We start from the raw sequence: 13,337 nt of genomic DNA, 5'->3' as shown, positions 1-13,337 counted from the left end.
GGGAGCGGACGGGAGGGTGTGCGGTGGCTGTCTGGCGGACGCGGGTGGGGATCGTCGGCGCGGGTCCCGCCGGGTTGTTGCTCGGCAGGCTGCTGGAGCTGGCGGGCATCGATTCGGTCATCGTCGAGCACCGCTCGCGGGACTACGTGGAAAAGCGGGTAAGAGCGGGATTGTTGGAGCAGGGCACGGTGGAGCTCTTACGCGATGCCGGTGTCGCGGACCGGTTGGACCGGTTGGCGGCGGTGCACACCGGCTTCGAGCTGAGGTTCGTCGACGAGGCGGTGCGGTTGCCGTTCGCGGACTTGTCCGGGCGCGCGGTGTGGATGTACGGGCAGGCCGAGGTCGTCAAAGACCTCATCGCCGCGCGGCTGGGCAAGGCGCCGTTGCACTTCGAGGCGCGCGATGTCACTGTCACCGACCCGGAGAACCCGGTGCTGCGCTTCGAACTCGACGGTGAGCGGGTCGAGGTGCGGTGCGATGTCGTCGTCGGCTGCGACGGGTACCACGGGGTGACCCGCCCGAGCCTGCCCACGTCGACCGTGCGCACCTACCGGCACACGTACCCGTTCGCGTGGCTCGGCGTGCTGGTCGACGCGCCGCCCGCGATCAAGGAACTGGTGTACGCCTGCCACGAGCGCGGTTTTTCGCTCTACAGCATGCGTTCGCCCGAGGTGAGCAGGCTCTACCTGCAGGTCGACCCGACCGACACGCTCGCGGACTGGCCGGACGACCGGGTCTGGGAGGAGCTGCACACCCGGCTGGCGACCGGTCTGGGGCACGAGCTCACCGAGGGGCCGATCATCGAGCGGGGCATCACCGCCATGCGGTCGTTCGTGTCCGAACCGATGGGCCACCACAACGTGTTCCTGGCGGGCGATGCCGCCCACATCGTGCCGCCCACCGCCGCCAAGGGCCTCAACCTCGCGATGTCCGACGTCCGTGTGCTGGCGGAGGCCCTCGCGGACTGGTTCACCAAGGGCGACAGGTCGGGCTTGGACGGCTACACCCGGACGTGCCTGCGTCGCGTGTGGCGGGCCGAGGAGTTCTCCGACTGGATGACCGGGCTGCTGCACCGGTTCCCGGACGAGCAGAACATGCAGTTCCGGTTCAGGGAGGCCAGGTTGCGCTACCTGGCCGGGTCGCAGGCGGCGATGACGAGCTTCTCCGAGAACTATGTAGGATCGGCCGCCGCGTGAGTGGGGGAGCAGTGGTGTCTGAAGTGGGGTCGGAACGGTCTGACTGGGCGCCGTTCTGGCGCACCGTGTCGGTGATGACGGTCGCCGGTCTTGTCATCGTCGGGCAGTTGTACGCGGTGATCCCGCTGTTGCAGGACATCGCGTCGAGTTGGCACACCACGGTCGGTGCGGCCACCGCGACAACAACGTTCTTCGGCATCCCTTACGCCAGCGGGTTCCTGCTCACGGGACCGCTGGCGGACAGGTTCGGTCGCCGCACGGTCATCACGATAGGGCTGTCGGTGATGGCGGTGGCCACAGTGCTCATCGGCTATTCGGACTCGTTGGCCGTAGGTGGTGTGCTGCGCGCTGTGCAGGGGTTGGGCGCGGCCGCGTTCTCGCCCGCCGCGCTGGCTTACCTCACCGAGCGGATCGAACCGCGCCGCCGTCCGAGCGCGGTGGCGTTCCTCGTCACGTCGTTCCTCGCCGCGGCCGTGGTCGGGCAGTTGCTGGCGCAGTTGCTGTCCGGCCTGGGTAGTTGGCGCGCGGTGTTCTACGCGAACGCGGTCCTGTTGTTGGTCATCATGTTGGCGCTGCGCCAAGTCATGCGACCGGACACGGCAGGCGGCACGCTCACCTTGAGCGGGTCCTTCAAGGCGATGGGGTCGCTCGTGGTCCGCCCCGAACTGTCGCTGCTCTACCTCGCGACCCTGGCCGTGCTCGGCGGGTTCGTGGGTGTCTACACCGCTCTGCAGGTCCTCGCCCCCGCCGCGCTCGTCGGCGGCCCGCACGAGTTCTTCCTGCTGCGGGCCAGCGCGCTGCCCGCGATGGTCCTCATCCCGCTGATCACGGCCTGGTTGAGCCGGTTCCGCGCCACCCGCCGGACCTCGCTGGCGCTGTTCGTGGCGGCCGCCGTTCTGGTCGTGCTGGCCGCCCTGTCCGCGCCAGGGGTCGTGCTGTTGGGCGCGTTGCTGCTGGTCTACGTGGCGGCCATCGCGCTGATCTCGCCCGGCCTGACCGAGTTGGTCGGGTCGATGGCGGGCGCGGCGCGCGCGACCGGCATCTCGGTCTACACCTTCGCCCTGCTCCTGGGGGCCAGCCTGGGACCGCAGGTCGTGGTGCTGCTGCGGTCCCAGGGGCTCGGTGGTGTGCTGCTGGTGCTCGCCGCCGTGCAGGCAGTGGCCGGTGGGCTCGTGGTGCTCGCCGACCGGCTGATCGCTCGGGCTCAGACCCGGGTGGCGGCCAGCACGTAGGCGTCCAGCGGCAGGGCGTGCGCGCCGTCGAGCCGGAAACCGGTCTGGGCCAGCAGGTCGGCGAACTGCGACCGGGTGCGTTCGCGGCCCTGGCCCATCACGGCCAGCATGTGCATGTTGTAGCCGGGGGTCAGCGAGACCTGCCCGTCCTCGGGGAGCAGGCGCTCCACGATCAGCAGGCGGGTGCCGGTGGCGAAGGCGTCGCGGCAGTTGCCCAGCAGCGCCAGGCAGCCCGCGTCGTCGAAGCAGTGCAGCAGCCGGGACATCAGGTAAATGTCGCCGCCGGTGGGGGCGGTCTCGAAGATGTCGCCCGCGACCAGGGTGCAGCGGTCGGCGAAGTCGCCGAGGAAGCCGTGCTCCTTGGCCTCGGCGATCACCTGGGGGCGGTCGAACAGCATCCCGCGCAGCTCCGGCCGCTTGGCCAGGATCTGGCGCAGCAGCAGCCCGTGGCCACCGGCGATGTCGACCACCAGCCCGGTCTCCGGGAACGGGTAGACCGTGTCGACCTCGCCGAAGAAGTTCGCGCCCGCGATCATCGCCCGCTCGTAGCTCAGCGAGGTCTCCGGGTGCGACTGCAGGTAGGGGAACAGCTCTTGGCCGTACGCCAGGGAGAACGCCGACTTGCCGGTGCGCACCGACCCCTCCAGGTGGCCCCACGCGGTGTAGAACTCGTCGCCGTAGATCTTGGCGTAGTGCGCCATCGTGCCGGGATTGTCGACCCGGAGCAGTTCACCCACCTCGGTGGCGGCGTACCCGGTGCGCTCGTCGCCGCTGAGCACACCCAGGGTGACCAGGAACAGCAACAGCCGGTGCAGGCTGTCCCGGTCGACCGCCAGCTTCTCGGCCAGGTCGGCGCTGCTCAGCCGCTCGTGCGCCACCGCGTCCACGATGCCCAGCCGCGCGGTCACGCTGATGGCCTGGGTCTTCCAGTACCCGGTCATCAGGTCGTTGAGCCGGTAGGCCGGGGAGTGCTCTGCGCTCATGACGTGCCTTTCTGCGATCCGGGTAAGGGGCTGCGGAGCGACTCCAAGACCTGTTGCCAGTAGGGCGCTCTTGGTGCGGGGGCTGCTGGGCCGGGCCAGGACACGACGGGCCTAAGACCGTGCAGCGCGTTAAGAAGCCAGGTTTCCTTGTCGGCCAACTCGTGCGGTTTGCGTCGCCTCCGCCCGACAGGGGTACCGATCGCGTGTGCGTGTTCGAGCACAACTTTGACGGTGACGCTGTCCAGCACCGGTAGCTCGTCGTCCGGCACGCACAGGATGTCGTCCTCCCACCACACCACAGCGGCGGTCGTGGACTCCAACACGTAACCGCCGCCGTCGACCAAGAGGGTCTCATCGGCGCCTGCGGCCCGTGCCTTCTCGCGGATGTTGTTCAGCAGCGGGAGATCCGGCCCCTTGCGACGTGGTTGCGTGCGTACGTCCGGATGGTCGGCGCGGTGGATTCGGATCGTCTGCCCCAACGGAGGCGCTGGGCGCACTCGGAGCTGGAAGGTGCCGTTGGGGGTCAGTTCCGCGCGGGGGAACCAGGCGCCCGTGGTCGGTAGTGCTGTCACCATCGATGACCAGAACGGCCCCGGGTCGTCGTGGCCGGTGGCCGCGCAGACCCGCTGGAACCTGCGCCGGTGCCAGTGCAGCCCGCGCACGCCGCCCTCGTGCACCAGCCAGGACTCGGCGGCGAGCAACTCGCCCGTCCAGAGATCACCCGGTCGAAGCACTCCGCCGGTGAACACATACTCCACAGTGGACATCAGTACCGCCCCGACCGCACGGAGGTGGTCTTCGGCCCATAGGTGGCGTTCTCCAGCCACGCGCCGAACCTCGGCACCACCGACGACAGGGCCGCCGCCGCCCGCTGCCTGGCGGTCGTGTGCCAGTGCCGGGGCCGCAGGTGGGCGAGGGCCTGGCTGACGGCGGCGTTGTTGCGCTGCGCGGCCGACCGGCGCGCGGCGTCGTACCCGCTGATGGCGGCGGCCGCCCGCACGGGGTTGTGCGCGCCACGGGCGATCGCGATCGCGTCGGCCGCGGCGAACGCGTCGGCGATGCCGCTGTTCATCCCGCGCGCGCCCAACGGCGGGAACAGGTGCGCGGCCTCACCGGCGAGCAGCACCCGGCCCTCGGCGAACCTGTCCGCGATGACCTGGTTGAACCGGTAGCTGGAGATCCACAGGATGTGGTCGAGGTGCCGCCGCTCAACCACCCGGGGCAGCCACTCCCGCACCGCCTCCGGGGTGCTGAACCGGGCCTCGGTGTCCTGCGGCGCGCACTGCACGTCGACCTGGAAGCCGCCCGCGAACGGCACCGTCATCACGTGCCTGCTGCCCAGCGCCGGGTGGTGGTAGTGGAACAGCCGCTCCATTGGGAAATCCGGATCGGCGATGTCGACGGTCGTGTGGAAGCCCGCCGAACGGCCGCCGGACATGGTGATGCCCAGCGCGCGGCGCACCGTCGAGCGGGCGCCGTCGGCGGCGATCACGTGGCTGCCGGCGAAGGTTCGACCATCCTCAGTGGCCACCTCGACCCCGTCCGGGTCGACCCGCAGCCCGCTCACCCGCGCGCCCCAGTGCACGGTGGCCCCGGCCTGCTCGCAGGCCTTGCGCAGGAACCGCTCGGTGTCGACCTGGCGCAGGCTGGTGAACGGGGCTGCGTCGGCGGGTGGCGCCGGGTAGGTCTTGGCGAACACCTCCCGCCCGCGGTACAGGGTGCGCTTGGTGTGCCACACGACGCCGAACCCGGTCAGCTCACCTGCCAGGCCCGGTGCCCCGGACTCCAACAGCCGCAACGACTCCCGGTGCACGAACAGGGCGCGGCTGCCGGGCCGTTCCCGGTTCTGCCCGTCGGCCTCCAGCACCACCGCGGGCACTCCCAGCGACCGCAGGGCGATCGCCGCGGACAGGCCAACCGGACCCGCGCCCACGACAAGTACAGGGGCGAGAACGGGGACGACCGGACTCTCCGGTGAGCGCTCAGGTGTGGCCACACCACCATTTTTCGTCCTCGCCAAGGTCGCGAAAGCCGTTGACAGGAACATGCCAAGCGACCGGACGGGGCCGTGCCGGTGCCGACACTGTCAGTGGCAGACACAGAGCGACCAGGACAGCACGGGGTTGGCACGGGGCTCTCGTACCGGGGGGAAACGCGTGGACGGCACGGTGGAGCACGACCGGCGGCACGAACGACATCAGGACCGACAGCAAGAGCGACAGCAGCAACGAAACCAGAACGGGGCACCCACCGCCATCCCGGTGCAACGGGACCGGCGCTGGCACCCGGCGTCCTGGCACGGGTTACCGGTGGCACAACGGCCGCCGTGGCCGGACCAGGACGAGTTGGCCGAGGCGTCCCGGCGGCTGCGCGAACTGCCCGCGCTGACCACGTCCCGCGATGTGGCGCGGCTGCGCGCCCGGCTCGCCGAGGTGGCCGCTGGTCGCGGATTCGTGCTGCAGGGCGGCGACTGCGCCGAGCCGTTCGGGCCGGAGGGTGTGGCCGCCGCGCGGGCCCGCCAGACCACCCTGCACGAGTTGGCCGGCCGGTTGGAGCGGTGGATGGGCGTCCCGGTCGTGCGTGTCGGGCGGCTGGCCGGGCAGTTCGGCAAACCCCGGTCCACGGCGACCGAGGTGGTCGACGGGCGTGAGCTGCCCAGCTACCGCGGGTCCATCGTGAACGGTCCGGAACCCACCGAGGCCGCTCGCCGCGCCGACCCGCGCAGGCTGGTCGCCGCCTACGGCGCAGCGGCGGACGTGATGGCCGAGCTGGGCCGGTTGCCCGGTCCCGACCGGCTGTGGACCAGTCACGAGGCGCTGGTCCTGGAGTACGAGCAGGCGTTGACCCGGCCGAACCAGGACACCGGCACCTGGTCGCTGCTGTCCACCCACTTCCCGTGGCTGGGCGAGCGCACCCGGCAACTCGACGGCGCGCACGTGGAGTTCCTGTCCGGACTGGACAACCCGATCGGCGCCAAGGTCGGTCCCACCGCCACCCCGGACGACCTGGTGCGGCTGTGCGAGCGGCTGGACCCGCACCGGGAACCCGGCAGGCTCACCCTGATCGCCCGGTTGGGCGCGGGCCAGGTCGCCGCCAGGCTGCCGCCGCTGGTGGCCGCGGTCCGCGCCGCCGGGCACCCGGTCGTGTGGATGTGCGACCCGATGCACGGCAACACGATCCGCACCGCGTCGGGGGTGAAGACCCGGCTGGTCGGTGACATCGCGTTCGAGTGGGCCGGTTTCACCGAGGTCCTGCTGGAGGCGGGTGAGTGGCCGGGTGGGGTGCACCTGGAGATCGGCGACGAGGACATCACCGAGTGCCTCGGCGCGGGCGGCCCCACCGACGAGGCCGCGTTACCGACGGCGTACCGCACCTTGTGCGACCCGAGGTTGAGCGTGCCGCAGGCACACCAGGTGCTCACCGAGGTCCGACAGTTGCTCCCCACCCCGCTGACCGCCTGACCCCACCCCACCGTCCCCGCGCGGCCCAACACCCCGGACCTGTCACCCAGGACCTGCGACGGAGTGCTGATGCGAACCCTGCTGATCGACAACTTCGACTCCTACACCTACAACCTGTTCCAGCTCATCGCGGGCGTGAACGGGGTGGAGCCGACCGTGCGCACCAACGACGACCTCACCGGGATCGACCTGGGCGAGTTCGACAACGTCGTGGTCTCGCCGGGTCCGGGCCACGCGGGTAGAGAGCGCGACTTCGGCGGCTGCACGCGGCTCTTGGCGGAGACAGAGCTAGCGGTGCTCGGTGTGTGCCTGGGCCACCAGGGCATCGCGGTCCTCGCGGGTGGGGTGGTCGACTTGGCCCCCCGCGCGCGTCACGGCTATGTGTCACAGGTGCAGCACGACGGTAAGGACCTGTTCCGGGGATTGCCGCAGGGATTCGACGTCGTGCGGTACCACTCGTTGGCGGTATTGGAGCCGTTACCGGAATCGTTGGAGGTGACGGCGCGCGCGGAGGACGGCGTGGTGATGGGCATCCGGCACCGCGAACGTCCACTGTGGGGGGTGCAGTTCCACCCTGAGTCGGTGTCGAGCCAGTTCGGGCACGAACTGGTGACCAACTTCGCCGACCTGACCCGGGGGCAGCGCGGTGAGGCTCGCGAACGGGTGACAGTGGCCACTCCTTCCTGCGCGAAGTACTCCGCGGCACCCGCCACCCGCAAGTTCTTCCTGCACGTGTCCACTGTGGAGGGAAGGGTGGACACGGAGGCGGCTTTCGCGGGCCTCTACGGGGACTCGCCCGAGGCGTTCTGGCTGGACAGCTCGCACGTCGAACCCGGCCGCTCGCGGTTCTCCTTCTACGGTGACGCCACCGGTCCGCACGCCGAGTCCGTGTCGTACCACGTGGGCGGCCAGGTCGAGGTCCGGGCAGGCGGGATCGTGCGCACCGAGCCGGGCACGGTTTTCGACTACCTGCAGCGCGAGCTCGCCGCCCGGCAGGTCGGGTCGGACACCGAGCTGCCCTTCGACTTCCAATGCGGGTACGTCGGTTATTTCGGCTACGAGCTGAAGTCCGACCTCGGCGCGCCCGGCCCGCACCGCGCGGCGACCCCGGACGCGTACTGGCTGTTCGCCGACCGGATGGTGGCCGTCGACCACGAGACCGACCGCTCGTACGTCCTCGCCCTCAGCGACGGCAGCGCGGCCTCGGAAGCGTCGGCCCGGTCGTGGACAGCGGCGACCGGTACCGCGCTGCGCGGGTTCGTCGGCGGCGCTGAGCGGGTGGCGGTGCGCCGTCCGGTCCGCGCCGACGTCGAGCCGTGGCTGCGCACCAGCCGGTCCCGTTACCTGGCCGACATCGCGGAGAGCCAACGCCAGCTCGTCGCCGGCGAGAGCTACGAGATCTGCCTGACCAACATGGCCACCGTCCCGGCCACGTCCACCGGGTTCGAGCTCTACCGGCGGCTGCGCCGCAGCAACCCCGCCCCGTACGCGGCCTACCTGCGGCTCGGTTCCGCCGAGGACGGCATGGAGGTCGCCTGCTCGTCGCCGGAACGGTTCCTCAAGATCGGCGCGGACCGGGTGGTGGAGACCAAGCCGATCAAGGGGACCGCGCCGCGCGGGCGCACCCCGGCCGAGGACCGGCGGCTGTGCGAGGAACTCGCCGCCAGCGCGAAGACCCGCGCGGAGAACCTGATGATCGTCGACCTGCTGCGCAACGACCTGGGCCGGATCTGCGAGGTCGGCTCGGTGCACGTGCCCCGGTTGATGGCGGTGGAGAGCTACGCGACGGTGCACCAACTGGTCAGCACCGTGCGCGGCACGCTGCGCGCGGGCGCCGATGTGGTCGACTGCGTGCGCGCGAGCTTCCCCGGCGGCTCGATGACCGGCGCACCGAAACTGCGCACCATGGAGATCATCGACCGGCTGGAGACCGGCCCGCGCGGCGTGTACTCCGGCGCGATCGGGTTCTTGGCCTGCAACGGCACCGCCGACCTGAACATCGTCATCCGCACCGGGGTGCTGCGCGACGGGCAGTGGCAGGTCGGCGCAGGCGGCGCGATCGTCCTCGACTCGGACCCGGCTGACGAGTTCGCCGAGATGGAGCTCAAGGCAGGCGCCTGGTTGGGCGCGCAGACCCTGGTCAATGCGGGTGAGACGGACGGCAGCGATACAGAGGCGGTGGCCTGATGAACCTGGCGGCGCGGTTGCGGCAACGGTCCGCGGAGGCCGGGTGGGACGATCTGGTCGCGTTCCACACACCCGGCCGCGGCTACACCCACGGCGAGGTGCACGAGTTGGCCGCACGCGCGGCGACAGTGCTGTCCGAGCGGGGTGTCGGTGAACGGGACCGGGTGCTGATCGCGCTGTCGGACTCCATCGCGTGGGTGGTGTCTTTCCTCGCGGTAGCCAGGCTGGGCGGGACAGCGGTACCGGTGAACCCCGCTCTTACCGCCGACAACCACCGCTTCCAGATGTCGGACAGCGGCGCCGTACTGATGGTGGGTGAGGAGGCGTTACGAGAGAGGGCGTCTTCTTTCCTGTCCGCGCAGGAACTCTTATCCGCGGCTGATAGCGCGAACGCTGCCGACCCGGTCGAGACCGATGGGCCGTTGTACGTGTACTACACGTCCGGCACCACCGGTCGCCCCAAGGGCGTTGTCTACGGGCAGGACAGCCTGGAGGTGTACCACGACGCGGTAGGACAGGGTGCCTTCGGCATCACCTCCGGCGACGTGACCTTGTCGGTGTCGAAGATGTACTTCGGCTACGGCTTCAACAACACCTTCGTCTTCCCGCTGCACACCGGGTCCTCCGCCGTGCTCGTCGAGGACCGGCCGACCCCGGAGGTCGCGCAGGAGCTGGTGACCCGGTACGGGGTGACACTGCTGTACTCGGTGCCGTCCTGGTACGCGCGGTTGATCGCCGAGGCCGACGCGGGCGCGTTCGGGTCGGTGCGCGCGGCCGTGTCCGGCGGTGAGGCGTTGACGGCGGACCTGGCGGGCAAGGTCGGCAAGTTCCTTGACGCGCCGCTGCTCAACCAGTTGGGTGCCACCGAGGTGGGGTGCGCGATCACCGCCAACACGATCCACTTCGACCGGCCGGGGTCGATCGGTAAGCCGGTCGGGGCACTGGAGGTCGAGGTGCGTGACTCGTCCGGGCAGCCGGTCGCCGACGGTGAGCAGGGCGAGCTGTGGGTGCGGCCGGTGCAGATGACCGAGTACCTCAACCTCCCGGACGAGACCGCCGCCGTGCTCCAGTCCGGCTGGTTCCGCACCCGTGACCTGGTCGTCCGCGACGACGACGGCGCGTTCACGCACTTCGGCCGGGCCGACGACATGGAGATGGTCGGCGGGATCACCGTGGCCCCCACCGAGATCGAGGCCGTGCTGAGCAGCCACCCCGAGGTCCGCGAGGCCGGGGTCGTCGCGGTCCCGGACGAGCTGGGGCAGACGAAGCTGCGGGCGTTCGTGGTCACGTATGCGCCGCATCCGCCGAGCGGACTCGCCGAGGAGTTGGTCGAGCTGGCCCGCGCCAGGCTCGCCCCGTTCAAGGTGCCGCGCTCGGTCCACACCGTACCGGGCCTGCCCCGAACACCCAGCGGGAAGTTGCGCCGCTACCTGCTCCGCGACCAGGCCCCGGACCTGCTGAAGGGTGACCACGATGGCTGACCGCCGGGTGTTCCACATCGGACAGATGTTCCAGGCCGCGGCGGCCCGGTACGGGCACGTCACCGTCACCCTGGACCAGCCGCTGGAACTGGCCCCCGACCTGGGGGTCGACCTCACCGTCGACCAGTTGGCCGAGCTGGTCGACGAGCTGGCGGCGCGGCTGGCGGCGGCCGGGGTGCGCGCCGGGGACAAGGTCGCCATCCACAAGACGGACAACTTCGACATCGCGGTGCTGGCCTGCGCGGTCGGCCGGATCGGCGCCGTCCCCGCGATGCTCTCGCCCGCACTGGAACCGCATGTCGTCGCGGCCCTGGTCGAGCGGCTGGACCGGCCGTGGCTGGTGACCGACCCGGCGAAGCTGTCGAGCTTGCGGGTCGACGAGCTGGTGCGCGGGGTGCTGTTCGCGTCGGGCGAACCCGCCGGGGGTGCGGTGTCGCTCGACCGGTTTGCCGGATCGCCTCGGCAGCGGCCGGTGCTCACCGGGCCGTTCGAGCCCGCGCTGATCACACACAGCTCAGGCACTACGGGATTGCCGAAGCTGGCTGTGCACTGCGCGCGTGCCATGTGGTTCCGGTTGGTACCGCAGAAGCTTGTCGCGTTGCCGATCCGCCGCGTGGAGACTGTCGCGTTCTGCATGACGTTCGTGCACTCGCGCTTTTATCACGCACTTGGCGTTTTCCTCTCTTACGGCAACCCGCTCGTGATCGCCGTGTCGCCTGACCCCAAGACCGTCGGACCGCTGTTCGTGCGCACGCGGCCGGGGTTGCTGGAGACCCAGCCGAACACGTTCATCGAGTGGGAATACATGGACACCGCGCCAGGGAAGCCCCTGTCCAGCGTGCGGTACTACAGCGCCACGTTCGACGCGATGCACCCGCGCACCATCCGCAGGTTGCTCGACGCGTCGGAACGCAAGAACCCCATGTTCTTCCAGTTCTACGGCCAGTCCGAGACGGGCCCTGTGTCGTTTCAGCGGTACACCCGGGCGTCGGCTCTTAACGCGGACGGGCGTTGTGTCGGTATCCCATTACCGGGCTTCGTGCGCGTCCGCATCACCGGGCCAGACGGGAAACCCGTGCCGCGCGGGACAATCGGGTACATCGAGGTGCGCAACCACGCACGCGCGTTGACTTACCACGCTGAAGACGCGCGTTGGCAGGCCCAGCTCAACGACGGTTGGTGGCGGATGGGCGACATGGGCAAGCTCGACGAGCGCGGCAGGCTGCACCTGATGGACCGCGAGGTCGACCAGATCGACGACGTCGACTCCAACCTGGAGATCGAGGACATCCTGATGTCCCGGCTGGCCGACCTGCGGGAGGTCGTCATCATCCCCGGTGTGGACAACCGCCCCACCCCGGTCATCTGCACCCGCGACGAACAGCCACTCGACCGCACCGCCTGGCAGACCGCCGTCCGCGATCTCGGCCACCTCGGCGACCCGATCCACCTGCCGTTCCACGAGGTCCCGCGCACCTCCACCTGGAAGGTGCGCCGCCCTGAGCTGATCCGCAAACTGCGCGGCGCCTGAATTGTCGGTGGGTCCCGCTACGGTCGCCGCGTGGAGGAATTCCTGGTGGCGACCCGCGAGTCCTACAACACGGTCGCCGAGAGCTACGCCCGACTGGTGCCCGCGCTGGAGACCAGCGTGCTGGATCGCGCTCTGCTGCGCGTGTTCGCCGATGTGGTCCAGGGTTCGGTCGCCGAGTTCGCCCGCGTCCTCGCGCCCGGTGGGTACCTCCAGCTCGCGTTCCACGTCGGCGACACCCACCGCCACCGCACCGAGGGCTACGGCCACGAAGGCATCAGCCTCGACATCCACCACCTGCCGGTGGAGCGCGTGTGCGCGCTGCTTGCCCAAGCCGAGTTCTCCTTACAGCACCGAACGATCCTCGAGCCCGGCAGGTATCTGGCAGGCGGCCCGGCCCAGGCCCGGTTGCTGGCGCGGTTACCCGGCTGATCCGCAACAACACCGGACCGCCCGGTGTTGTTGCAGCGTGTCTTCTCACAGGCCACCGCGGTCCGACCGTGGCTACGGTGTCCGGGTACCCCAGTCAAGCGAGGTCATCACCATGTGCTCAGCCGCCCACCCAGCCGATAGTCTCAATTGGACAGAGCTGGCCGCCGCCATCGACCGGGACGGCTTCGCGCTGACCCCGCCGCTGCTCACCCCGGACGAGTGCGCCGCGGTCCGCGACATGTTCGACGACCTCGACCGCTTCCGCAGTACCGTCGTCATGGCCCGCCACCAGTTCGGCGAGGGCGTCTACCGCTACTTCGCGCACCCCCTGCCCGACCCGGTCGCCCGCCTCCGCGCCGAGTTCTACCCACACCTGGCCCGCGTCGCCAACACCTGGGCCACCCGCCTGGGCACCCCCGCGTTCCCCCTCGACCTCGCCGACCTGCACGCCCTCTGCGCCGCCGCGGGCCAACACCGCCCCACCCCACTGATCCTCCGCTACGGCCCCGGCGGCTACAACTGCCTCCACCAGGACCTCTACGGCGAAGTCGTCTTCCCCCTCCAACTCGCCATCATGCTCAACACCCCCGACGCCGACTTCACCGGCGGCGAGAACGTCTTCGTCGAACAGCGCCCCCGCGCCCAGTCCCGCCCCATGGTCGCCCGCCCCACCCTCGGCCAGGGCATGATCTTCACCGTCCGCGACCGCCCCGTCCCCTCCCCAACCCGCACCTGGCGCCGAGTCACCCTCCGCCACGGTGTAAGCGAAATCCACACCGGCTCCCGCCACACCCTAGCCCTCATCTTCCACGACGCCGAGTAACCGGAACGCCGACC

Annotated in this window: 11 protein-coding genes; 8 read left to right on the top strand and 3 right to left on the bottom strand. The window is 70.3% G+C overall.

Annotated features, from left to right (window positions below; all coding sequences use genetic code 11):
- Positions 1-23 precede the first annotated feature (23 nt).
- Positions 24-1,196, top strand: coding sequence for a 4-hydroxybenzoate 3-monooxygenase (locus H504_RS0130740; RefSeq protein WP_026425934.1), 1,173 nt, complete (start codon positions 24-26; stop codon positions 1,194-1,196).
- A gap of 14 nt (positions 1,197-1,210) precedes the next feature.
- Positions 1,211-2,428: an MFS transporter gene (locus tag H504_RS0130735; protein ID WP_157440732.1), complete on the top strand. Its 1,218-nt coding sequence runs from the start codon at positions 1,211-1,213 to the stop codon at positions 2,426-2,428.
- On the opposite strand, the gene H504_RS0130730 is transcribed toward H504_RS0130735, so the two are convergent.
- The 3 genes from H504_RS0130730 to H504_RS0130720 are packed head-to-tail and all read right to left on the bottom strand — an operon-like array spanning position 2,401 to position 5,407.
- Positions 2,401-3,411 (bottom strand): methyltransferase, encoded by a 1,011-nt coding sequence (locus tag H504_RS0130730; protein WP_026425932.1) that lies wholly within the window; start codon positions 3,409-3,411, stop codon positions 2,401-2,403. The two genes, H504_RS0130735 and H504_RS0130730, sit on opposite strands and share 28 nt — an antisense overlap.
- Positions 3,408-4,178, bottom strand: coding sequence for an aminotransferase class IV (locus tag H504_RS0130725; protein WP_051386431.1), 771 nt, complete (start codon positions 4,176-4,178; stop codon positions 3,408-3,410). Before H504_RS0130725 ends, H504_RS0130730 begins: the two co-directional genes overlap by 4 nt.
- Positions 4,178-5,407 (bottom strand): FAD-dependent monooxygenase, encoded by a 1,230-nt coding sequence (locus tag H504_RS0130720; RefSeq protein ID WP_051386430.1) that lies wholly within the window; start codon positions 5,405-5,407, stop codon positions 4,178-4,180. The genes H504_RS0130725 and H504_RS0130720 overlap by 1 nt, the downstream gene beginning before the upstream one ends.
- Before the next feature lie 160 nt (positions 5,408-5,567).
- Between H504_RS0130720 and H504_RS37860 the strand changes: the two genes are divergently transcribed.
- The 6 genes from H504_RS37860 (at position 5,568) to H504_RS0130690 (ending at position 13,323) form a co-directional block, all read left to right on the top strand.
- Positions 5,568-6,872: a 3-deoxy-7-phosphoheptulonate synthase gene (locus H504_RS37860; RefSeq protein WP_245614522.1), complete on the top strand. Its 1,305-nt coding sequence runs from the start codon at positions 5,568-5,570 to the stop codon at positions 6,870-6,872.
- A 69-nt stretch (positions 6,873-6,941) separates the two neighbouring features.
- On the top strand, positions 6,942-9,059 hold the full coding sequence (pabB, locus tag H504_RS37855; RefSeq protein WP_051386429.1) for an aminodeoxychorismate synthase component I: 2,118 nt from the start codon (positions 6,942-6,944) through the stop codon (positions 9,057-9,059).
- Positions 9,059-10,540 (top strand): class I adenylate-forming enzyme family protein, encoded by a 1,482-nt coding sequence (locus H504_RS37850; protein ID WP_051386428.1) that lies wholly within the window; start codon positions 9,059-9,061, stop codon positions 10,538-10,540. Before pabB ends, H504_RS37850 begins: the two co-directional genes overlap by 1 nt.
- Positions 10,533-12,071 carry a class I adenylate-forming enzyme family protein gene (locus tag H504_RS0130700; RefSeq protein ID WP_035307021.1) on the top strand — a complete coding sequence of 513 codons (1,539 nt, stop codon included), beginning with the start codon at positions 10,533-10,535 and terminating at the stop codon, positions 12,069-12,071. Before H504_RS37850 ends, H504_RS0130700 begins: the two co-directional genes overlap by 8 nt.
- Positions 12,072-12,101: 30 nt before the next feature.
- On the top strand, positions 12,102-12,500 hold the full coding sequence (locus H504_RS39160; protein WP_026425928.1) for a hypothetical protein: 399 nt from the start codon (positions 12,102-12,104) through the stop codon (positions 12,498-12,500).
- A gap of 112 nt (positions 12,501-12,612) precedes the next feature.
- Positions 12,613-13,323: a 2OG-Fe(II) oxygenase gene (locus H504_RS0130690; RefSeq protein ID WP_026425927.1), complete on the top strand. Its 711-nt coding sequence runs from the start codon at positions 12,613-12,615 to the stop codon at positions 13,321-13,323.
- The last annotated feature ends 14 nt before the right edge of the window (positions 13,324-13,337 follow it).

Origin of the sequence: Actinokineospora inagensis DSM 44258 (assembly GCF_000482865.1) — a bacterium.
GTDB lineage: Bacteria > Actinomycetota > Actinomycetes > Mycobacteriales > Pseudonocardiaceae > Actinokineospora > Actinokineospora inagensis.
Note: the sequence above shows the minus strand (reverse complement) of the source record. Positions and strands in the feature narration are given on the sequence as shown.